Source organism: Thermomonospora catenispora (assembly GCF_006363815.1).
GTDB lineage: Bacteria > Actinomycetota > Actinomycetes > Streptosporangiales > Streptosporangiaceae > Thermomonospora > Thermomonospora catenispora.
Genome location: NZ_RRYT01000001.1, coordinates 50004 through 71722, shown reverse-complemented (window position 1 = coordinate 71722; position 21719 = coordinate 50004). Strand labels below are relative to the sequence as shown.

Sequence of the window (21719 nt, the reverse complement as noted above, 5' to 3'; positions counted from 1 at the left end):
CCCTCACGCTAACCCGCCGACGGGCCGCCGATCCTGGCCCTGTCGGGGCCAGGATCGGCGCGGTCTGGTTGCCCCGTTCCGGCGGACGCACGGTGGATCCATCGACGAACGACAGGGAGTCGCTGAGATGGATCTTGGACTGAACGGCCGGACCGTGATCGTCACCGGAGCGTCGGGCGGCATCGGCCGTGAGATCGCCCGCGCCTTCGGCGCCGAGGGCGCGGACGTGGTGCTCGCCTACCACAGGGCGCAGGACCGGGCCGAACGGCTGGCCAAGGAGATCGAGCAGGCCGGCGGCCGGGCGCTGGCGGTCCGCCACGACATGGCCGATCCGGCGTCGGCCGCCGCCCTGGCCCGCGCCGCGACGGACTGGACCGGGCGGATCGACGTGCTGGTCAACAACGCCGTGCACTGGGGCGCGGACGCCCCCGACTCCGAGGACCGGTACGAGACGGTGCCCGAGGAGGCCTGGCAGGCCGTGGTCCGCCACAACGTCGAGGGCGCGATCCGGCTGAGCCGCGAGGTCACCCCGGTGATGCGGTGGCGGGGATGGGGCCGCATGGTGCACATCTCCTCCAGCCTGGCCACGGACGGCGCGGCGGGCAGCGAGTACTACGCGGCGGCCAAGGCGGCGCTGCACGGATTCAGCCGCTCGCTGGCGTTCTCGCTCGGCAAGGACGGCGACATCCTGTCCAACGTCGTCATGCCGGGTCTGACCCGCACCGACACCAACGGCTTCATCACCGACCGGTGGGCCGACCACTACAGCGCCCTGGCGCCCATCGGCCGCCTGCTGACCGCCGCCGAGGTCGCCGCCCCGGTGGTCTTCCTGGCCTCGGCCGCCAACACCGGGATCACCGGCCAGGTCGTCACCGTCACCGGCGGCGCCTGACCGCCCGGCCCGGCGGGCGGTGACCGGGCCGGGGCCGGCCGGACCGCCCGGGCGCGGGGGCGGATCCCGTGCCGGAAAGCCGTCGCCGCCGGGACGCGGGGGCGCGTCCCGGCGGCGACGGGTCGGGTCACCTCTTGGTGTAGGGGATGCCGTCCGCGGCGGGAGCGCGGACGGCGCCCACCAGGCCGGCCACGGCGAAGATGGTGGCCAGATACGGCGTCATGCTCAAGAACGCGGTCGGCACCGGGGTCTCCAGCGGCTGCAGGGACACCGAGACGCCGCCGGCGAAGCCGAACAGCAGGGCGGCCGACACCGCGCCCAGCGGAGACCAGCGGCCGAAGATCAGCGCGGCCAGCGCGATGAAGCCCTGGCCGGCGGCCATGTTCTTGTTGAAGGTGATGTTCAGCCCGATGGTCAGCCACACGCCGCCCAGGCCCGCGATCAGGCCGCCGAGGATGACGTTGCAGTAGCGCATGCCCACCACCCGGATCCCGACGGTGTCGGCGGCGGTGGGGTGCTCGCCGACCGCCCGGGTGCGCAGGCCCCACCGGGTGTGGAACAGCCCGATCTGCACCACGGCGATCAGCACGATCATCAGGTAGAAGACGATGTTCTGCCCGAACAGCACCGGGCCGATCACCGGCAGGTCCGACAGCAGCGGGATGTCGATCGCCCCGAACGTCATCGTCTTGTTGTACTCGGGGTTGGTCTGCATCAGCCGCTCGTACAGAAAGCCCGTCAGGCCCGCCGCGAACAGGTTGATGACCACGCCCAGGACCACCTGCTGCACCAGGTAGCGGTTGGCGAACACCGCCAGCATCGCCCCCAGCAGACCGCCCCCCAGGCACCCGGCGACCAGCCCGACCCACAGGCTGTCGGTGATCGACGCGAAGAACGCGGCGGCGAACGCCCCGACCAGGAACTGCCCTTCGATCGCGACGTTGATCACGCCCGAGCGCTCGCACAGCACACCGCACAGCGCCCCCAGGATCAGCGGGGTCGCCGCCAGCACCGTCGCGTTCAGCACCGAGGTGAAGTTCAGGCTGTGCCCGGCGGTCGCCCACACCAGGAACGCCGCCACGAACGCCACCAGATGGACGGTGGTGGCGGCGACGCGGCGGCGGCCGGTCAGCCGCAGCGCGATCCGCAGCAGCCCCACCGCCACGCACACCAGCGACAGCACGATCGCGGTGGGCGCGGCGGGCACGGTCAGATCGGGGACCTGGAGGCCCTGGCCGCCCACCAGGTTCCAGCTGAAGGTGGCCTGCGCGCCGTCGTCGGTGCGGCTGCCGAGCCCGAACGCCCACAGTCCGTACAGGCCCGCCAGGGTCATGGCCCCGCCGACGTACCAGTGGCCCCGGTCGGTGGCGGCGGCGGTGGCCGCGGCCGGCCCCGCCGAGGGGGTCAGCGTGTCGCTCATCTCAGCCGTTCCATCCCTTCGCCAGCAGACCGGTGGACCCCTCGCCCTCGCCGCGCAGCCGGAAGATGCCGCGCACCAGCGCCGGGGCGGCCACGAACAGCACGATCAGGGCCTGGATGACGGTGACGATCTCGATCGAGACGCCGGCCGCCGCCTGCATCTCGCGGCCTCCCGCCTGCAGCGCCCCGAACAGCAGCGCCGCCGCCACGGTGCCGACCGGGGAGGCCCGGCCCAGCAGCGCCACGGTGATCGCGGTGAACCCGAGCCCGGCGTCGATCTGCTGGGTGAGGGCGTTGTTGGCGTTGGCGGTGCCGAGCACCTGCGACACCCCGACCAGGCCCATCAGCCCGCCGGAGATCAGCATCGCCATGGTCTGCCCGTAGCCGACGCTCATCCCCGCGGTGCGGGCGGCGTTGGGGTTGGCGCCCACCGTGCGGAGCTGGAAGCCCAGCGTGGACCGGTTGAGCAGCCACCAGGCGAAGACCACCGCGGCCAGCGCCAGCAGCAGCCCGGCGTTCACCCGCAGCGAATCGCCGAACAGGTGCGGCAGCCGCGCCGCCTCGTTCACCGGCTTGGAGACCGGCTGCGGGTTGTCCGGGTCGCGGAACGCCTCGCTGCCGATCAGATAGCCCAGCAGCAGGAACGCCACGTAGTTGAGCATGATCGTGACGATCACCTCGTGCGCCCCGGTGCGCGCCTTGAGCCAGCCGACCAGCCCGCCGTACAGGGCGCCGCCGCCCAGCCCGGCCAGGATCGCCGCGGGCAGCGCGATGACCGCCGGGGCGTCGAGGGTGAAGCCGACCCAGGTGGTGGCGATCGCGCCCATGATCAGCTGGCCCTGGCCGCCGATGTTGAACAGCCCGGCGCGGAACGCCAGCCCGACCGCCAGCCCGCCGAAGATCAGCGGGGTGGCCTCGGTGAGCGTCTCGCTGATCGGCCGCAGCGCGTCGGTGACCGTGGAGGCGGAGTCCGGGTTGAAGATCGCGCCGCGCAGCAGCGCCTGGTAGGCGGTGGACACCGCGTCCCAGGAGGCGCTGATCGAGTCGCCGGGCCGGGCGAAGAAGTACCCGAACGCCGCGGTGGCCTCCTGGTCGGACGCGATGATCAGCACCGCGCCGACCAGCATGGCCAGCAGGATCGACAGGACCGTGACCACCCACGGCGGCCCGGCCGCGATCTGCGCGGCCAACCGGCGGAACCGTCCGGGCCGCGGGGGTTCGCCGGTCGCGGTGTCCTTGACGGGCGCCGCCTGCTCACTCATCGTCGCCGCCCTTCGCGTTCTCGGTGTCCTGTGCGCCGGTCGCGCCGGTCCCGGCGATCCCGGCGGCCTCGGCGGTCTCGTCCGGTCCGCCCGGTCCCGTCGGCTTGAGCGACTCGGCCGACGTGGCCGGCCCGGATCCTCCCTCCGGCCTCTCCGGCCCCTTCGCGCCGCCCGGCTCCTCCGGGTGGGCGCCCGCCATCAGCAGGCCGATGTGCTCGCGGGAGGTGTCCGGCGGGACGATCGCCATGATCTTCCCCCGGTACATCACCGCGATCCGGTCGGCCAGCCCGAAGATCTCGTCCAGCTCGGTGGAGATGATCAGCACCGGCCGGCCCAGGTCGCGCTCGGCCACGATCCGCTTGTGGATGAACTCCATCGCGCCGACGTCCACGCCCCGGGTGGGCTGGGCGGCCACCAGCAGCCGCAGCGGCCGGGACATCTCCCGGGCGACGACCACCTTCTGCTGGTTGCCGCCGGACAGGGCGCCCACCGGGGTGTCGATGGAGGCGGTGCGGATGTCAAACTCCTCGACCCGCTGCCGGGCGTTGGCGCGGATCGCGCGCACGTCCATCGACCCGCGCCGCCCGAACGGCGGCCGGTCGTACAGGTCCAGCACCAGGTTCTCGGCGACGCTGGAGTCGGCGACCAGCGCGTCGTGGTTGCGGTCCTCGGGGACGTAGCCAATGCCGGCGCGCAGCCGCTGCCGGGGCGAGTCGCCGGTCAGGTCCCGGCCGTCCAGCACGATCCGGCCCTCGGCGACCGGGCGCAGCCCCAGGATCGCCTCGGCCAGTTCGGTCTGGCCGTTGCCCTGCACGCCGGCGATGCCGAGGATCTCCCCGGGCCGGATGTCGAAGCTGACGCCGTCCACGGCGGCCTGGCCCGACTCGTCCAGCACGGTCAGGTTCTCCACCGAGAACGCCGGCGGAGTGTCGGGGGAGACGGCGGCGGGCTCCTTGTCGACGGTGAGCCGCACCCGGCGGCCCACCATCAGACCGGCCAGCTCCACCTCCGAGGCGTCGGGGGTGGCGGTCCCGACGACCGCTCCGCGCCGGATCACGGTGATCCGGTCGGCGATCGCCTTGACCTCCTTGAGCTTGTGGGTGATGAAGACGATGGAGCGGCCCGCCTCGCGCAGCGAGCGCATCACGGCGAACAGCTCCTGCGTCTCCTGCGGGGTGAGCACCGCGGTCGGCTCGTCCAGGATCAGCACCCGGGCGTCGCGGATCAGCGCCTTGATGATCTCCACCCGCTGCTGCACGCCCACCGGCAGATCGGCGACCAGTGCGTCCGGGTCCACCTGCAGCCCGTACCGGGCCGAGATCGCGGCGACGTCGCGGCGGGCGCGGCGCCGGTCCAGCCAGCCCAGCCGGCGCGTGCGCTCGTCGCCGAGCATGACGTTCTCCGCCACCGTAAACACCGGGACCAGCATGAAGTGCTGGTGCACCATGCCGATGCCGGCCGCGATGGCGTCCCGGGGCCCGTTGATGGTCAGTTCCCTGCCGTCCAGCAGGATCTGCCCCTCGTCGGGCTGATAGAGCCCGTAGAGGATGTTCATCAGGGTGGATTTGCCCGCGCCGTTCTCGCCGAGCAGGCAGTGGATCTCCCCGGGGCGGACCTCCAGGTCGATCCCGTCATTGGCCACCAGCGATCCGAAGCGCTTGGTGATCCCGCGGAGTTGAAGGCTCAACCGCCGACCTCCTCGTGCGGCGTGCGCCCGCCGGCCGTGAGCGGCGGGCGGTCATCGGGCGCGCCATGGGGCGGGACCTGTCGAGGGTCCCGCCCCATGGCCGCGGACGTGCTGCCGATCAGCTGCTCTTGGGCTGGTTCGGCGAGGTGATCTTGATCTTGCCGGCGATGATGTCCTGCTTGATCTGCTCCAGCTCGGCCTTCAGCTCGGCCGGGACCTTGGAGTCGAACTGGTGGAAGGGGGCCAGGCCCGTGCCGTTGTTCTGCAGGGTGCCCAGGTAGGAGCCGGTGAGCTGCTGACCCTTGGCCGCCGCCTCGACCGTGGTCTGCACCGCCCCGGCGATGCCCTTGGTCACGCTGGTGAGGAACACGTCACAGTACTGGCTGGCCGACTCGCACCCGTCGGTGTCCACCCAGATGACGCTGACCTTGCCGCCGCTCTCCTTGGCCGCGGCGGCGGCGCCCAGCCCGGTGCCGCCGGCGACCGGGAAGATGATGTCGGCGCCCTGCTGGATGAAGTTGCTGGCGATCCGCTTGCCCGCGCCCTGGTCGGTGAAGGAGTTGGCCATCGAGCCCGACTTGGGGTTGGCCTCGTTCCAGCCGAGGACCTCGACCTTCTTGTTCTTCTGCTTGTTGTAGTACTGGACGCCCTCGTAGAAGCCGTCCATGAAGATCGTGACCGGCTGGATCGGGAGCCCGCCGAAGGTGGCGACCTTGCCGGTCTTGCTCATCGCGGCCGCCAGGTAACCGGCCTGGAACGAGCTCTGCGCGGTGTTGAACTCCATCCCGTACACGTTCGGCGGGACCGACTGCGAGTCCACGATGGCGAACTTCTGGTTCGGGTTGGCCTTGGCGGCGTCCGTGGTCGCCTTGGCCATCAGCCCGCCGACCGCGACGATCAGGTCGCACTTTTGCGAGATCAGCCGGTTGATGTTGGGCACGTAGTCGTTCTCGCTGGTGGAGGCGACGTACTGCACCTTGGCGCCGGTGTTCTTGGCCGCCGCCTGCATCCCGGCCCACGACGCGGCGTTGAACGAGCGGTCGTCGATGCCGCCGACGTCGGTCACCATGCAGGCCGAGAAATCCGAGGCGCCGCCGGCCTTCTCGCCGCCCTCCTCGGGAGCCGAGCCGCAGCCGGCGATCGCGAGGGCGAGCCCGGCCGCCCCGGCGACCAGCCGCATCAACTTAGCCACCATGCCTCCTCAGTGCATGACACAGGGCGCAGAACCGTTCTGGTCGCCCGATCTAGTCGATAAGGATCAGCGCCCGGACATAACGCCTGCCATGCGACTGCCAACTTGTGGGAAGACCGTTATCCAACCGCAGGCATCCGGAGACAATCCCCTTCGTCCTACCTGCGTGGACACTGCCCGGGCAGTCCGTTCGTCACGCCGGTCGCGGCGCAGCGATCGTACCCGGTCCCGCCGGTGGTCCGTCCCATATGTCGGTATCGCCCGATGAGCGAGGCAGGGGCGGGGCTGGCGTACGGTGTCCCCATGACGGAGATCGACTGGCCTCGGCTGCGGCAGGCCGCCCGTGCGGCGATGGAACGCGCCTACGCGCCGTACTCGAACTTCCCGGTGGGCGCCGCGGCGTTGACCGACGACGGACGGCTGATCACCGGCTGCAACGTGGAGAACGCCTCCTACGGGCTCACCCTGTGCGCCGAGTGCTCGTTGGTCTCCGCGCTGCACGGGCCCGACAAGCCCGCCGACTCCTCCCGCCCCCTGCTGGTCGCCGTGTCCGTGGTGGACGGCAACGGCGACCCGGTGATGCCCTGCGGCCGCTGCCGTCAGCTGCTGTGGGAGCACGGCGGTCCGCGCATGCTGCTGGAGACCGCCCGGGGCGCGGTGCCCCTGTCGGAGGTGCTGCCGGACGCGTTCGGCGCCGAAGACCTGACCCGACTCGCCTGAAGCCGCCCGGAGGAACACCCGTGGATGCCATCGACGTCATCCTCACCAAGCGCGACGGCGGCCGGCTCACCCCGGCGCAGATCGACTGGGTGGTGGACGCCTACACCCGCGGCGAGGTCGCCGACGAGCAGATGGCCGCGCTAGCCATGGCGATCCTGCTGAACGGCATGGACCGCGCCGAGGTCGCCCGCTGGACCGAGGCGATGATCCGCTCCGGAGAGCGGATGGACTGGTCCGGCCTGGACCGCCCCACCACCGACAAGCACTCCACCGGCGGCGTCGGCGACAAGATCACCCTGCCGCTGGCCCCTCTGGTCGCCGCCTGCGGCGCGGCCGTCCCGCAGCTGTCCGGACGCGGGCTGGGGCACACCGGCGGCACGCTGGACAAGCTGGAGTCCATCCCCGGCTGGCGGGCCTCGCTGTCTCCTGAGGAGATGCTGGGCGTGCTGCGGGAGACCGGCGCGGTGATCTGCGCCGCCGGCAGCGGGCTGGCCCCCGCCGACCGCAAGCTGTACGCGCTGCGCGACGTCACCGGCACCGTCGAGTCGATCCCGCTGATCGCCTCCTCGATCATGTCCAAGAAGATCGCCGAGGGGACCGGGGCGCTGGTGCTGGACGTCAAGGTCGGCTCCGGGGCGTTCATGAAGACCGTCGACAGGGCCCGCGAGCTGGCCGAGACCATGGTCGCCATCGGCGCCGACCACGGGGTGCGGACGGTGGCGCTGCTCACCGCCATGGACCGGCCGCTGGGCCGCGCGGTCGGCAACGCCCTGGAGGTCGCCGAGGCCGTGCAGGTGCTCGCCGGGGGAGGCCCCCCGGACGTGGTGGAGCTCACCCTCACCCTGGCCCGCGAGATGCTGGCCGCCGCCGGCGTGGACGGCAAGGACCCCGCCGACGCCCTCGCCGACGGCTCCGCCATGGACGTGTGGCGGCGGATGATCTCCGCCCAGGGCGGCGACCCCGACGCCGAGCTGCCCGCCGCCCGCGAGTCCCATGTCGTCACCGCGCCCGCGACCGGCGTGCTGGCCGGGCTGGACGCCTACGCGGTGGGGGTCGCGGCCTGGCGGCTGGGAGCGGGGCGGGCCCGCAAGGAGGACCCGGTCTCGGCCGGGGCCGGGGTGCTCCTGCACCGCGTCCCCGGTGAGCGGGTGACCGCCGGACAGCCGCTGCTGACCCTCTACACCGACGAAGAGGCCCGCTTCCCCCGCGCCCTGGAGGCCCTGGAGGAGGCGATCTCGATCGTCCCCGACGGCGCCCCGGACCTGCTGCCGCTGGTGATCGACCGGATCGCCTGAGCGGCCGCCCGACGAGGCCGGGGCCCGGCCGGCCCCGGCCCGTGCGGGCGTCGCGGCCCGTCCCCGCCCTGACCTCCGATGAGGCGGGGCGGGCTGGGGTACTGTGCGGGAGATGACCGACCAACCCACGCTCGAAGCGATACGGCGTGCCCCGAAGGTGCTGTTGCACGACCACCTGGACGGGGGACTGCGGCCGGAGACGATCGTCGACCTGGCCCGCGACGCCGGCTACACCGGGCTCCCCACCATGGATCCCGGCAATCTGCGCACCTGGTTCACCGAGGCGTCGGACTCGGGATCGCTGGAACGCTACCTGGAGACGTTCCGGCACACGGTCGCGGTGATGCAGTCGCAGGAGGCGCTGCGGCGGGTGGCGTACGAATGCGCCGAGGACCTGGCGCGGGACGGCGTGGTGTACGCCGAGGTCAGGTACGCGCCCGAACTGCACACCCAGGCCGGGCTGTCGCTCGACCAGGTGGTCGAGGCGGTGCTGGAGGGGTTCCGCGACGGCGGCCGCGACCACGGGATCCGGGTCGGCGCGCTGGTCACCGCGATGCGGCACCAGGCCCGCAGCATGGAGATCGCCGAACTGGCCGTGCGGTACCGGGACGCGGGCGTGGTGGGCTTCGACATCGCCGGGGCCGAGGCCGGCCACCCGCCCACCCGCCACCTGGACGCGTTCGAGTACCTGCAGCGGGAGAACGCCCACTTCACCATCCACGCCGGGGAGGCGTTCGGGCTGCCGTCGATCTGGCAGGCCATCCAGTGGTGCGGGGCCGACCGGCTCGGCCACGGGGTCCGCATCGTCGACGACATCACCGACCGCGACACCCCGCATCCCAAGCTGGGCCGGCTGGCCGCCTACGTGCGCGACAAGCGCATCCCGCTGGAGATGTGCCCCACCTCCAACGTGCAGACCGGCGCGGCCCCCTCCATCGCCGAGCACCCGATCGGGCTGCTGCGCAAACTGCACTTCCGGGTCACCGTCAACACCGACAACCGGCTGATGAGCGGGGTCAGCCTCTCGGAGGAGTTCGCCAAGCTGGTGGAGGCCTTCGGGTACGGCTGGGACGACCTGCAGTGGTTCACCGTCAACGCCATGAAGTCGGCGTTCATCGGGTTCGACGAGCGGCTGGAGCTGATCAACGGGGTGATCAAGCCCGGGTTCGCCCAGCTGAAGTGGACCGGGAGGCGCCCCCTGGCATGAGCGACGGCAAGCCGCTGGTCCTGCGCTCCGCGGCGAGCCGGATCGCCGCCTGGGCGTGGCTGGCGTTCTCGGCGCTCATGCTGGTCGACACCGCGCTGCGCGGGGACGACATGGCCGCCGTGGTCGCCGCCGCGGTGCTGGTGTTCGGCTGCGGGCTGGCGTACGTGCTGGGCCTGCGCCCCCGCGTCACCGCCGACGAGGAGGCCGTGGAGATCCGCAACCCGCTCCGCGACATCCGCGTGCCCTGGTCCGCCGTCCGCGCGATCGAGGCCACCCACGCCCTCCAGGTCCGCTTCACCGACCCGGAGGGCGTGGAACGCCTCGCCCGCGCCTGGATCCTGCAGACCTCCCCGCGCGCCCGCGCCCGCGAGGAGCGCCGCCTGCGGCAGCGCGCCCGCGAACTGCCCCCGGGCGTGGCCGCCGGGCTCGCCGGCCGCACCGCCCTCGGCCACGCCGTCGAGCGGCTCCAGGAGCTGGCCGGAAGGCACCGCCGCCGATCCGGCGAGGCCCCCGGGGTCGTCGCCTGGTCCCGCCCCGCCCTGGCGGCCCTGGTGATCCCCGGGGTCGCGATGGCGGCGGCCATCGTCCTCGCCGTGCTGCGCTGAGGGGCCGCGTCGCCGAGGCGCCCGGCTCAGGCCCCGGGCCGGGGGAGACCGAGGGCCGCGGCCAGATCGGCGCGGACGGCCTCCAGCGTGCGGGCGGCGGCGGCCCGGTCGGTCTCGCCGGGCGGGCGGACCACCTCCAGATAGCACTTGAGCTTGGGCTCGGTGCCGGAGGGGCGCACCACGACGCGGGCGCCGGACATGCGCAGCCGCAGGCCCTCGGTCGGCGGGAGACCGTCGGGGCCGGTCGACAGATCGTCGACGCGGGCGACCTCCAGGCCGCCGAGGACGGTCGGCGGGGACTGGCGCAGCCGCGCTATCGCGTCGGCGATCAGCGACCGGTCCTCCACCCGGATCGACAGCGGCGCGGTCAGATGCAGCCCGTACCGGCGGGCCTGATCGTCCAGCAGATCCAGCAGGGTGCGGCCGTCCCGCTTGGCCTCGGCGGCCAGGGCGGCGATCGCCAGGGCGGCGCCGATGCCGTCCTTGTCGCGGACCGGGACGCCGCCGTCGCCGCCCACGCTGTAGCCCAGGGCCTCCTCATAGCCGAAGACCTGCCGGTCGTCGGGGGCGGTGCGCGCCTTCATGATCCACTTGAAGCCGGTGAGCGACTCGGCGAAGCGGACGCCGTGCCGCTCGGCGATCCGGCCCAGCAGCGAGGAGGACACGATCGTGGTCGTCACCAGCCGGTCGTCGCCGCGGGTATGCCGCAGCACGTACTCGGCCAGCAGCCCGCCCACCTCGTCGCCGGTCAGCGTCCGCCACCCGTCCGGGCCGGGAACGGCCACCGCGCACCGGTCGGCGTCGGGGTCGTTGGCGATGGCCAGATCGGCGCCCGTCCGTTCGGCGAGCGCCGTCACCAGGTCCATCGCGCCCGGCTCCTCGGGGTTGGGGAACGCCACGGTCGGGAAGTCCGGATCCGGCTCCGCCTGCTCGGCGACGACCACGGGCTCGGGGAACCCCGCCCGCGCGAACGCCCGCCGCAGCACCTCCAGCCCCACCCCGTGCAAGGGGGTGTAGGCGACCGAGACGTCCCGGGGGGAGTCGGCCAGCGGCAGCCCGTCCAGCGCCGCCAGATACGCCTCGACGATCTCCTCGCCCAGCACGGTCCAGTCCCCGGGCCCGCCCAGCGGCAGCTCGTCCACCCGGCCCACCGCGTCGATCGCCGCGGCGATCTCGGCGTCCAGCGGGGGCAGGATCTGCGCCCCGTCCCCCCAGTACACCTTGTAGCCGTTGTCCCGGGGCGGGTTGTGGCTGGCGGTCACCATCACCCCGGCGGCGGCCCCCAGATGCCGGACGGCGAAGGCCAGCACCGGAGTGGGCAGCGGCCGGGGCAGCAGCCAGGCCCGCAGCCCCGCCCCCGTCACCACGGCCGCGGTGTCCAGCGCGAACCGCTCCGACCCGTGCCGGGCGTCGTACCCGATCACCACCCCGGGCCGCTCCGCCGCGCCGGCCTCCCGCAGCCGGGCGGCCAGGCCGGCGGCGGCCCGCATGACGGTGACGCGGTTCATCCGGTTGGGGCCGGCGCCGAGCTCCCCGCGCAGCCCGGCGGTGCCGAACCGCAGAGCGGAGGCGAACCGGTCGGCCAGCGCGGCCTCGTCCCCGGCGTCCAACAGGGCCTGCAGCTCGGCGCGGGTGTCGGGGTCGGGGTCCTGGGACAGCCACCGGGCGGCGGCGTCGCGCAGCTCGCTCATCGAACGTGACGTCGATCCGGACATGGCGGTCAGAGCCTGGGCAGCAGGGTGGCCAGCAGGGCGCCCATGCGGGCGGCGGAGGCGCGGCCGGCCTCCAGGACCTCCTCATGGTCCAGGGGGCGGTCGGTCAGGCCGGCGGCGATGTTGGTGACCAGGGAGATCCCCAGCACCTCGGCGCCGCCCTCCCGCGCGGCGATCGCCTCCGGCACGGTCGACATGCCCACCAGGTCCGCGCCCAGCGTCCGCAGCATCCGCACCTCGGCCGGGGTCTCGTACGTCGGGCCGCGCAGCGCCGCGTACACGCCCTCGGTCAGGGAGGGGTCGATCTCGCGGGCGAGGGCGCGCAGCCGTCGGCTGTAGGCGTCGCTCAGGTCGAGGAAGCGCGCCCCGGCGACCGGGTTGGCGCCGGTCAGGTTGAGGTGGTCGCTGATGAGCACCGGATCGCCGACCCGCTGGCCCTCCGGCCGCAGGCCTCCGGCGGCGTTGGTGAGCACCACCGTGCGGACCCCGGCGGCCAGGGCGGTGCGCACCCCGTGCACCACCGGCTCCACCCCGCGGCCCTCGTACAGATGAGTGCGGCCCAGGAACACCAGCGCCCGCCGTCCGCCCACCTCCACGGCGCGGACGCGGCCGGCATGGCCCTCCACGGCGGGCGGGGCGAACCCGGGCAGCTCGGTCACCGGCAGCTCGGCGGCCGGGTCGCCGAGCGCATCGGCCGCGGGCACCCAGCCCGAGCCCATCACCAGGGCGACGTCGAACGCGTCGAAAGTACGGGACCGCAGCTCGTCGGCGGCGGCCTTGGCCAGGTCGAAAGCGTCGTTGCTCACCCGCCAGACATTACCGCCGCCTCCGCCGCCCCTCGCCCCGGCCGCCCGGCGAGGGGCGCGGGACCGTGCCCGGGCGGTCCGGATCAGCGGAGGCTGCGGGTCAGATCGGCGGCTCGCCGATGGACTTGCAGGGGCGGTTGCGCAGCTCCTTGACGTAGTCGTCGGGCGCCCCCGCGGCCTCCGCGGCGTCGGCGAGGATGCCCAGGTAGCGGGCCGACGGCAGGCCGCCCTCATAGTCGTCCAGCACGTACGTCCAGGCCAGCACGTCCCCGTCGAGGGTGTGCACCCGGACCCGGATCTTGCGGTAGACGCCGAGGGCCGCGCCCTCCCAGGCGTCGAGCTCCTTCTCGTCCCACTCCGGCACGTCGTACAGCACGACGAAGACCTGCTCGCCGGCTTCCTCGACGATGGTGGCCAGCGCCCCGTCCCAGCCGACGTCCTGCCCGCCGAACGTGAGCCGCCACCCCTGCAGCCAGCCGGTGCCGTGCATGGGGGAGTGGGGTGCGCGCCGAGCCATCTGCTCGGGATCCATGTTGGAGGCGTACGCCGCGTACAGAGCCACGGACGCCAAGCGTAGGGCTTTCGGGGCCGTTCGCGGTGAACGCATGCCATATCACGCCCGGACCGTGCACTGGTGTTGATGCGAAACAATGGGATGCGTGACCCGCATCGTGATCATTGGAGGAGGCCCCGGCGGCTACGAGGCCGCGCTCGTCGCCGCTCAGCTCGGCGCCGATGTGACCATCGTGGAACGTGACGGCCTCGGCGGAGCGTGCGTGCTGACCGACTGCGTGCCGTCCAAGACCCTCATCGCCACCTCGACCCGGATGGCGGTGATGAACGAGTCGGCGTCGCTGGGATTGAAGTTCGACGGCGGCCCGGACGGCATCGTCGGCGGCCTGCAGGTGGACCTCGGGCTGGTCAACAAGCGGGTCAAGGAGCTGGCCCGGGCGCAGTCGTTCGACGTGGCCGAGCGGCTGGCCTATGAGGACGTGCGGATCGTGCGCGGGGAGGGACGGCTGACCGACCCGCACACCGTCACGGTGGACGGCACCACCGACCTGCCCGCCGACGTGGTGCTGATCGCCACCGGCGCGACCCCGCGGGTGCTGCCGGGCTCGGAGCCCGACGGGGAGCGGATCCTGTCCTGGCGGCATCTGTACGACCTGCCCGAGCTGCCGGAGGAGCTGATCGTGGTCGGCTCCGGCGTCACCGGCGCGGAGCTGGCCGGGGCGTACACGTCGCTGGGCTCGAAGGTCACCCTGGTGTCCTCGCGGGACCGGATCCTGCCCACCGAGGACGCCGACGCCGCCAGCGTGCTGCAGGAGGTGTTCCTGCGCCGCGGCATGCGGGTGCTGCCGCGCTCCCGGGCGGCGGCCGTGCAGCGCCACGGGGACTCGGTGGTGGTCACCCTGGAGGACGGTCGCAAGATCGAGGGCTCGCACTGCCTGCTGACGGTCGGGATGGAGCCCAACACCCGCGGCATCGGCCTGGAGAAGGCCGGGGTCAAGCTCAACCGGCGCGGCTTCGTCGAGGTCGACAAGGTCTCGCGCACCTCGGTGGGCCACATCTACGCCGCCGGCGACTGCACCGGCGTGATGATGCTGGCCTCGGTGGCCGCCATGCAGGGCCGGATCGCCATGTGGCACGCCCTGGGCGAGGCCGTCCAGCCGCTCAAGCTGGGCTGGGTGGCCGCCAACATCTTCACCGACCCCGAGGTCGCCACCGTCGGCGTCACCCAGAAGATGATCGACTCCGGCGAGGTCAACGCCCGCAGCGTGATGCTGCCGCTGTTCAGCAACCCGCGGGCCAAGATGCAGGGCTTTGAGGACGGCTTCGTCAAGCTGTTCTGCCGTCCCTCCACCGGCATCGTCCTCGGCGGCGTGATCGTCGCCCCCCGGGCCAGCGAGCTGATCCTCGCCCTGTCCGTCGCCGTGCAGCAGCATCTGACGGTGGACCAGGTCGCGCACACCTTCGCCGTCTATCCCTCGCTGTCGGGCAGCATCACCGAGGCCGCCCGCCGGCTGATGCACGACTCGGCCTACTGACCGGCCCGCCCGGCCCGCCGGGTTTCCGGCCCTCCCGACCGCTCGCCGAGCAGGGCGGGAAGGGGCCCGTCGAGGACGGGCGCAGGGCCGCCGGACGCCTCGCGATGTGAGAAACGCCGCTGAACGGGCACACGTGGCGCGAAGGCATCCTCAACGGGAGGTCAAGCCAGTGACCGCCACAGGAATCATCACCGCCATCATCATCGGCGCGATCATCGGAGCGTTGGGCCGGCTGGTGCTGCCGGGCAAGCAGCCCATCGGGCTGCTGCTGACCATCGGCGTGGGCATCGTCGCCGCCCTGGTGGGCACCGCCCTGGCCCAGGCCGTCGGCGTGGCCGACACCAAGGGCATCGACTGGATCGAACTGATCTTCCAGATCGGGTTGGCCGCCATCGGCGTGGCCCTGGTCGCCGGGTTCCGGCGCCGTGGCACGGGCACGCGACCGCACCAGTGACAGCTCGCCCCTCTGTGCCGAGGAGGGGCGGGGAGGGACGAGCGGCAAGCGGAAAGGGGGCCCTGCGCGGGCCCCTTCGGCACGTCCACGGCGACGGGTCGGCGGCGCATCCGTGCGGTGCATTCCGTTCGATGCATCCGTTCGACGTGTTCGACGACCGGTCGGCGATGTACTCGGCGATGTACTTGACGATGTGCCCGGTGATGTGCCCGGCGATGTGCCCGGCGATGCGCCCGTGCGGCGGGGCCGGTCAGCGGCGGGCCCGGTGCGACTGGCCGGCGGGCGGCAGGCCGTGCTGGCGCAGGCGGGCGTCGCGGAGTTCGTCGGCGCTGATCGCCACGGTCAGCGTGCTGGCCGCGAAGGCCAGCAGGGGGACGGCGAGGTGCAGCCACCATGGGCCGGGCAGCAGCGCGAGCAGCAGGCAGATGGGGAGCATCAGCGCCAGGTGGCGGGCCATGATGCGACCCCGCCACCCGGCGTCGGTCAGGTCGTGCCGCACCCAGTCGCGGTTGGCCGGCGGCAGCCGGAAACCCAGCGTGTAGCGGATCCACTGCCAGACGGTGGGGTCTCCGGGCAGGCGGTTCACCGGCCGTGCCCCCGCCGCGGGATCGGGTCAAAAGTCGCCGCCGCCGAAGTCGCCGCCGCCGAAATCGCCACTGCCGAAGTCCCAGCCTCCGCCGATGCCGCCGCTGTCGCCGCCGAAGCCGCCTTCGCCGCCGTATCCGCCCATGTGGCCGCCGCCGAAGCCCCAGCCCCCGTAGGGACCGGAGAACATCGAGCCCAGGGCCGTCCCGATCAGCAGGCCGCTCAGCAGGTCGACGCCGCCGTACCCCCGGTAGTAGCCCCCGGCGTACGGTGCATAGGCGGGACCGGCCTCCCAGTACGGGCGCCGGACGCCGTCCACCGGCACCAGCCGGGCGTCCGGGTCGGCCCCATTCTCCACGGCGTCCGCGTCCGCCGCACAGGCGGGCACGTCCCTGGGCGCACCGCCCGGCGGCGCCCACAGCACGTCCCGGACGGACGGCCCGTGCTGGGGGTTGAAGAAGCACGGCGGCCGGCGTTCGGGGACGGGTTCGCCGGCCAGCCGGGCGCGGACCGCCGTCATGTGGTAGCGGCCGTCCTCCAGCGCCGCGGTGACGTTGCGCATGTCCTCTGGGCGCCGCGCCGCCTCCACCGCCGCCTTGGCCGCGTCGTAGGAGTTCAGCGCCTGCTCGTACTCCTCGCGGATCGCCGGGTCGAGGGACGGGTCGGTGACGTTCAGGTCCAGGGCCACGATGTCCTCGCCGAGCCGGGTGATGTCCTCCTGGACGCCCTCCTTCAGCTCCGCCATCTGCAGCTCGGCGCGGCGGCGGCGCCGGTTGCCGGACACCAGCCCGATCACGACCAGTCCCGCGGTCACCAGGACCAGCAGCCCCAGCAGCGTGAACGTGGTGATCGCGCCGGATCGGGCGTCGCGGGCGGCCTCGCGTTCGGCCAGGGCGGCGAACTCCACCAGCCGGTCGTCGATGTCGCCGCCGCTGGTCTGCGAGATCAGCCGGTTGATCTCCCGGCCGGACAGCTCGTCGGAGATCCCCAGCATCCGGTTGTCGGCGGTGACGGCCAGATAGGTGTCGCCGCGGCCGACCCGTGCGCGCACCGCGTCCAGCATCCGGATCAGCGACTGCTGGGTGACGTCCGGCTTGGTGACCACCGCCCGGATGTCGGCCTGCTCGGCGGCCTCCAGCGCCCGCCGCACCCGCTCCTGGCCGGCCGGGTCCAAGGCGCCGCGCGCCTCGGTGGTCACATACAGCCGGGAGCGGCTCAGCCCGTCGGCGATCTGGCTGACGGTGTCCGCGCCCGCGGGCGCCGTCATGAGGGTGCACAGCAACAGCCCGGCCGCCGCCGATGCGGCGGTGAGCCGGGCGATGAGGGTGGTCATGGTCTTCCGCCTTCTGCCTCGGGTCGCCTCGGCGGGCTTCCCGGTCAGGGTTGGGTGTAGCGCAGCACGGCGCCCAGTCCGCCGGGTGCGTCCAACTCCCGCGGGAACAGGATCTCAGCGTCCGTGGCCGTCGCCGCGCGGGCCAGCACCGATCCGGCCGGCGCGGGACGCGGATCGGACACGCCCATCTCCTGCAGGGCCTTCTTGGTGGTGGCCAGTTCGTGGGCCTGCGGACCGAACCACAGTTCGCCGCGGATCCGGCCGCCGGCCGCCAGCAGGGTCTCCACCTGCCCGTTGCGCAGCGCCTCCGTGACGGCCTCCAGCCCGGCGACCGCGTCGCCGCGCCCGTGCCCTTCGCGGAACCGCGCCATCACCTCGGCCAGGCGCCGGTCCTGCACCTCGCGCAGGATCCGGCCGACCTCCTTCTCCAGCAGCTCCTCATCGGCCCCGGCGTTGCGGGCGCCCCGATCGGTGATCACCGTCCGGGAGGCCCACCGCTCTCCCAGGTCGTGCGCGATCAGCTCGCGGGCGCGGACGTCGCCGGCCACGATGATCACCGCGGCGTCCACCGCCTCGGCCTCCCGGACGACCGCCGCGGCCACCTCTCGGGCGTTGGCCTCCCAGGTCTCCTCGGCGTTGCGCTGGAAGTGCGACTCCGACCAGCCGCCCGCCCGGACCTTGCGAATCGGCCAGTCCATCCCGTCCACGGTGGTGACCTGCCGTTTGTCGGTCACGCTGATGATCTCCGCGCCCGTGCGGTCGGCCTTGACGCACACATGCGGGACCGGTTCGCGCCGGCTCGCCAGCAGCGGCATGACATACGGCAGCTCGCCCACCTTGAGCAGCATCTGCGGCGGGGGTTCGGGCAGCACCTCGTGGTGCACCACCCGGCCGTCGGCGGCGAACAGCGCACGCCCCGGGGCGGCGTTGTCCCGGTCGGTGATGATCTCCTCCAGCGCACGGAGGGTCGCCTCGTCGACACCGAGCCTGCTCAGCTCGGTCCGCGCGTGCCGCCAGCGCAGGGCGAGGGCCTTGGCGGCGTCCGCGGTGTGCCGTTCGGTGGCCAGGTAGACCGAGGTGAACGGACCGGAGTGCTCGTACAGGGGACGTAGATAGGCCAGTTTCACGAGATCCCTCCTTCGCGTCCGCCCGTACCCAGCAGGCGGGATCCATGCCTGCCCGGCGCCGAGACCCGGAGGCCCGCGGCGTGGCGACCGCCGTGCCGTGGGCGATGCGCGCATCCGGCGATCGTCGGTCCGGGCGGGGGAGAGGGGGCGGGGAGGGACGGGGCGAGGCTCAGCGCGGGGGAGCGGGGTCCGCCGGCGGCGGGTCGGCGGCGCGCGCGATGATCTCGCCGAGCATCGCGACCAGGCGTTCGCGGTCCGTCGGGGCGAGGCCGCCGAAGAGCCGGGCGGCCGCCCGGGCGGCGGCCTCGCCGCTCGCCCGGACCGTGGCGCGCCCGCGGGGGGTCAGCTCGATCGCGTAGGCGCGCCGGTCGCGGGCGTCGCGGTTGCGGACGGCCAGGCCGTGGCGCTCCAGCTCGTCCATGATCCGGACCATCGTCGATTTGTCGAGGTCGAGCAGGGAGCTGAGCTCGCGTTGGCTGACGGGGCCGTGCCTGTCGAGGGCCGCCAGCACGCCGAAGTGACGGGTCTGGATGCCCAGGTGCCCGAGGGCCCGGTCGAGGACGCGCCGGGCGTGCTGATGCGCCGTCGCCAGGAGCATTCCCAGGGCCACGTCGTCGCCGTTCGGGTCGCCGATGGCGGTCATGGGTGGGGTCGGCACCAGCCCATGATAGGGGGCTAGCCAGATAGTCTCAGATGAGATTGTCTCGGATGCTTCTGGCTATGCAGAACTCATCCGTCAACCGACGCACCGCACTGCGCGCGGGCGCGCTGGCCGCGGTCGCCCTCGGCGCCGGGGCCGCGGCCGGCGCCGCCCACGTCACCGGACCCGCCGCCGGGTCCCCCACCGGGCGTTCCGCGGCCGGACGCATCGACACCCACCATCACGCGGTGCCCCCCGCCATGCGCGCCTGGGCGGTCGAACACGGTCTGCTGCCCCCACGGGGCGGCCCCCGTTGGGGACAGTGGGACCTGAACAAGACCCTGGAGACCATGGACGCCAACCGGATCGCCCTCGGCGTCGCCTCCGCCCCCGCCCCCTCGGAGGTCTTCCACGACAAGTCCGTCGCCGCCGCCGGCGCGCGGGTCTTCAACGAGTCCCTGGCCGACCTGGTCCGGGATCGCCCCACCCGCTTCGGCTTCTTCGCCTACCTGCCGCTGCTGCACGTGGACGTGGCGCTGCGGGAGGCGGAGTACGCGCTGGACGAGCTCGGCGCCGACGGAGTGCTGATGATGAACACCGCCGGCGGCCGCTACCTGGGGGACAAGGTCTTCGACCCGCTGTTCGAGGAGCTGAACCGGCGCCGCGCCGTCATCATGACACCCCCTGTGTCAACCTCAAGCAGCAGATGGAGTGGTCGCTTGCTTGGTTTGTGCGGCTGCGGTCCCGTGTTTGGCGGGGTCGTAGGGGATGCCGTCGAGCCAGCAGCGGTAGATCACCCGTATCCAGGCGCGGGCCAGGACACGGACGGCGTGGGGGTGGTCCATGCCGCGGGCGCGGGCGCGCTGGTAGATGCCGGCGGCCCAGGGATTGGCGTGCCGGCTGTTGTCGGCGAAGCCGGTGATGGCCTGGCGGAAGCGTTTGTTGCAGGCCCACCGGTAGGTGACCGCGTGGTGACGTCCGGACGCCTTGGTGACCGGAGCGACTCCGGCGAACGCCGCGACCGCGTCGGGGCCGTCGTAGGCGGAGCGGGCGTCTCCCCATTCGGCCAGGACCTGTGCGGCCCGGATCTGCCCGGCCCTGGGCAGCGAGGTGAACACGGCGGCATCGGGATGTTCGGCCAGCCGTGCCCGGACCGAGCGGTCCAGGTCCTTGCGCACCGTGCCGAGGGTCTTCAGGACCGCGACCAGGGCCAGCACGGCGTCGCGGCCTGCGGCGGTCTCGGCCTGGCCCATCACCCCGGGCGGGGCCGACCGCAGCCGGGCCAGCAGCACCGCTGCGGGGCGCTTGCCGGAGTAGCCGTGCCGGGCGCAGAACGCCGCGATCCGCTTCTCGCCCAGGTGGGCCGCCGAGGCCGGGGTCGGATAGTCGGTCAGGAACGCCAGCCCGATCGGCGACTCGACGTCTTTGAAGATCTCCTTGGCGCCGGGCCAGAAGGCATCCAGCAGCGAGGAGAGCATGTTGGTCGCCATCACCCGCAGCTTGACGATGTCGTCGCGTGTGCGCACCACCGTGCGCAGCGCCTTGGTCTGGTCCGAATACGGCCGTGCCGGGGTCAGCCGGTGCTGGCGCAGCCGCAGGTACTCGGCGATGACGTGAGCGTCGCCGGCGTCGGACTTGGCTCCCGACAGCACCTCGGCGTCCCGCCATGCCTTGATCGCGTTCGACTTCACCGGCACCACCGGGTGTCCTGCCTCCAGCAGGACGTCCACCAGCCGGCCGTCGGGGCGCTCGATCCCGATCGGCACCTGCTCGGCCTCGCCCAGCCTGCCCAGACGGCGGGCCAGCTCGGTGAACCCGGCGGCGCTGTGGGCGACGGTGAACCGGGTTCTGATCTTCCCGGCCTCGTCGATCACGCATACCGCGTGCTCGGACGATCCCCAGTCGATCCCGACGTAGTAAACGCAGTCCGGCAGTGCCACAGGGCTCCTTCAGCTCATCGGCGACAAACCGGTGACGGGACTGCTCTCCGGGCGGTCACTGACTGGCGCTCTGCGGCGCATCCCTCTGTTGCCGGTCCACAGTCCCGGGAGAGCCGGGGGCGGCAGTGTCATGCGGGCTGTCGCACAGCGACCCACCCAGGCCGTCACCCCGGCTCTCACCGGCATCCAACCACGAGCACTCTTCCAGTGCCCGCACCAAGGAGGGTGCACCAGTGACCAACCCCGACGCCCTTCCCGAGGATCCCGAGCCGATCCCCGGCGTCGAGAACTACATCGCCGACTTCATGTACGACACCACCCGCTGCGCCCTCAGCCTCATCGCCTCGGGAACGCTGGACCGCTACCCCCGGATCTCGGTCATCCTCTCCCACGGCGGCGGGTTCCTCCCCTACATCGCGGCCCGCGTCGAACGGGCCGGCCGCCGGGGCGAGGGGCCCGATCCCGACGCCTTCCGCCGGGCGCTCAAGCGCTTCTACTACGACACGGCCATGCCGGTGTCGCCCTACGCCTCGCCGACGCTGCTCGGCGCCGTCGGCGCCGAACGCGTCCTGTACGGCACCGACTGGCCTCAGGTGGAGGCGCACGAGGTCGCCCACGCCCGCCGCGCCTTCGACCGCGACCCGGCGATCAGCCCGTCGGCGCGCGCCGCCATCGACCGCGCCAACGCCCTTCGGCTCCTGCCCACCGTCGCCGCCCGCCTGCGCTGACCCCGGAGAGATCCCCTCCGCCTCCCGCGACGACGCCGAAGACGGCGCGCGGCTCCCGGCCGCGGAA

General features: G+C 73.1%; 20 protein-coding genes and 1 pseudogene. 9 read left to right on the top strand and 12 right to left on the bottom strand.

The features are described 5' to 3' along the window. Positions 1 to 127 precede the first annotated feature (127 nt). The gene (locus EIO00_RS00325; protein ID WP_140174545.1) at positions 128 to 892 is read left to right on the top strand and encodes an SDR family NAD(P)-dependent oxidoreductase; all 765 of its coding nucleotides are present in this window, start codon (positions 128 to 130) and stop codon (positions 890 to 892) included. A gap of 127 nt (positions 893 to 1019) precedes the next feature. Here the strand turns inward: EIO00_RS00325 and EIO00_RS00320 are convergent, their stop codons facing one another. The 4 genes from EIO00_RS00320 to EIO00_RS00305 all read right to left on the bottom strand — a co-directional run bounded on the left by EIO00_RS00320 (position 1020) and on the right by EIO00_RS00305 (position 6455). Continuing rightward, complete coding sequence (locus EIO00_RS00320; RefSeq protein ID WP_140174543.1) at positions 1020 to 2312, bottom strand: ABC transporter permease; 1293 nt, start codon at positions 2310 to 2312, stop codon at positions 1020 to 1022. 1 nt (position 2313) lies between these two features. Further along, positions 2314 to 3573 (bottom strand): ABC transporter permease, encoded by a 1260-nt coding sequence (locus EIO00_RS00315; RefSeq protein WP_140174541.1) that lies wholly within the window; start codon positions 3571 to 3573, stop codon positions 2314 to 2316. Further along, the gene (locus EIO00_RS00310) at positions 3566 to 5260 is read right to left on the bottom strand and encodes an ABC transporter ATP-binding protein (protein ID WP_241661030.1); all 1695 of its coding nucleotides are present in this window, start codon (positions 5258 to 5260) and stop codon (positions 3566 to 3568) included. Before EIO00_RS00310 ends, EIO00_RS00315 begins: the two co-directional genes overlap by 8 nt. 118 nt (positions 5261 to 5378) lie before the next feature. After that, positions 5379 to 6455, bottom strand: coding sequence for a BMP family lipoprotein (locus EIO00_RS00305; protein WP_241661029.1), 1077 nt, complete (start codon positions 6453 to 6455; stop codon positions 5379 to 5381). A gap of 300 nt (positions 6456 to 6755) precedes the next feature. Between EIO00_RS00305 and EIO00_RS00300 the strand changes: the two genes are divergently transcribed. The 4 genes from EIO00_RS00300 to EIO00_RS00285 all read left to right on the top strand — a co-directional run bounded on the left by EIO00_RS00300 (position 6756) and on the right by EIO00_RS00285 (position 10279). Next, positions 6756 to 7172, top strand: a complete 417-nt coding sequence (locus EIO00_RS00300) for a cytidine deaminase (RefSeq protein ID WP_140174539.1) — start codon at positions 6756 to 6758, stop codon at positions 7170 to 7172. Positions 7173 to 7192: 20 nt separating this feature from the next. Continuing rightward, entirely contained in the window at positions 7193 to 8467 is a 1275-nt protein-coding gene (locus EIO00_RS00295; protein ID WP_140174537.1) for a thymidine phosphorylase, read from the top strand. A 112-nt stretch (positions 8468 to 8579) separates the two neighbouring features. Then, entirely contained in the window at positions 8580 to 9674 is a 1095-nt protein-coding gene (locus EIO00_RS00290) for an adenosine deaminase (RefSeq protein ID WP_140174535.1), read from the top strand. Further along, positions 9671 to 10279 (top strand): PH domain-containing protein, encoded by a 609-nt coding sequence (locus EIO00_RS00285; protein ID WP_140174533.1) that lies wholly within the window; start codon positions 9671 to 9673, stop codon positions 10277 to 10279. Before EIO00_RS00290 ends, EIO00_RS00285 begins: the two co-directional genes overlap by 4 nt. Positions 10280 to 10305: 26 nt before the next feature. On the opposite strand, the gene EIO00_RS00280 is transcribed toward EIO00_RS00285, so the two are convergent. The 3 genes from EIO00_RS00280 to EIO00_RS00270 all read right to left on the bottom strand — a co-directional run bounded on the left by EIO00_RS00280 (position 10306) and on the right by EIO00_RS00270 (position 13359). After that, a complete protein-coding gene (locus EIO00_RS00280; protein WP_140174531.1) occupies positions 10306 to 11970 on the bottom strand; it encodes a phospho-sugar mutase in 1665 nt (554 codons plus the stop codon). 29 nt (positions 11971 to 11999) lie between these two features. Then, positions 12000 to 12797: a purine-nucleoside phosphorylase gene (locus EIO00_RS00275; RefSeq protein WP_140174529.1), complete on the bottom strand. Its 798-nt coding sequence runs from the start codon at positions 12795 to 12797 to the stop codon at positions 12000 to 12002. A 100-nt stretch (positions 12798 to 12897) separates the two neighbouring features. Beyond that, positions 12898 to 13359 (bottom strand): gamma-glutamylcyclotransferase family protein, encoded by a 462-nt coding sequence (locus EIO00_RS00270; RefSeq protein WP_194151107.1) that lies wholly within the window; start codon positions 13357 to 13359, stop codon positions 12898 to 12900. A gap of 97 nt (positions 13360 to 13456) precedes the next feature. Between EIO00_RS00270 and EIO00_RS00265 the strand changes: the two genes are divergently transcribed. Further along, complete coding sequence (locus tag EIO00_RS00265; RefSeq protein WP_140174525.1) at positions 13457 to 14845, top strand: NAD(P)H-quinone dehydrogenase; 1389 nt, start codon at positions 13457 to 13459, stop codon at positions 14843 to 14845. Positions 14846 to 15014: 169 nt separating this feature from the next. Continuing rightward, entirely contained in the window at positions 15015 to 15299 is a 285-nt protein-coding gene (locus tag EIO00_RS00260; protein ID WP_140174523.1) for a GlsB/YeaQ/YmgE family stress response membrane protein, read from the top strand. A gap of 250 nt (positions 15300 to 15549) precedes the next feature. On the opposite strand, the gene EIO00_RS00255 is transcribed toward EIO00_RS00260, so the two are convergent. From EIO00_RS00255 to EIO00_RS00240, 4 genes are all read right to left on the bottom strand, one after another. Then, positions 15550 to 15885 (bottom strand): DUF5313 family protein, encoded by a 336-nt coding sequence (locus EIO00_RS00255; RefSeq protein ID WP_140174521.1) that lies wholly within the window; start codon positions 15883 to 15885, stop codon positions 15550 to 15552. Between the two features lie 27 nt (positions 15886 to 15912). Beyond that, the gene (locus EIO00_RS00250; RefSeq protein ID WP_140174519.1) at positions 15913 to 17217 is read right to left on the bottom strand and encodes a hypothetical protein; all 1305 of its coding nucleotides are present in this window, start codon (positions 17215 to 17217) and stop codon (positions 15913 to 15915) included. A 44-nt stretch (positions 17218 to 17261) separates the two neighbouring features. After that, on the bottom strand, positions 17262 to 18344 hold the full coding sequence (locus tag EIO00_RS00245) for a baeRF2 domain-containing protein (RefSeq protein ID WP_140174517.1): 1083 nt from the start codon (positions 18342 to 18344) through the stop codon (positions 17262 to 17264). Between the two features lie 169 nt (positions 18345 to 18513). Further along, complete coding sequence (locus tag EIO00_RS00240; protein WP_140174515.1) at positions 18514 to 19002, bottom strand: MarR family winged helix-turn-helix transcriptional regulator; 489 nt, start codon at positions 19000 to 19002, stop codon at positions 18514 to 18516. A gap of 35 nt (positions 19003 to 19037) precedes the next feature. On the opposite strand from EIO00_RS00240, the pseudogene EIO00_RS25835 reads away from it, so the two are divergent. Then, positions 19038 to 19649 (top strand): annotated as a pseudogene (locus EIO00_RS25835) (amidohydrolase family protein); the annotation flags it as partial. 30 nt (positions 19650 to 19679) lie between these two features. On the opposite strand, the gene EIO00_RS00230 reads toward EIO00_RS25835, so the two are convergent. Next, on the bottom strand, positions 19680 to 20924 hold the full coding sequence (locus EIO00_RS00230) for an IS110 family RNA-guided transposase (protein ID WP_140174513.1): 1245 nt from the start codon (positions 20922 to 20924) through the stop codon (positions 19680 to 19682). 233 nt (positions 20925 to 21157) lie between these two features. Here EIO00_RS00230 and EIO00_RS00225 point away from each other — a divergent pair, with 233 nt between their 5' ends. Further along, on the top strand, positions 21158 to 21652 hold the full coding sequence (locus EIO00_RS00225) for an amidohydrolase family protein (RefSeq protein ID WP_140174511.1): 495 nt from the start codon (positions 21158 to 21160) through the stop codon (positions 21650 to 21652). Positions 21653 to 21719 lie beyond the last annotated feature (67 nt).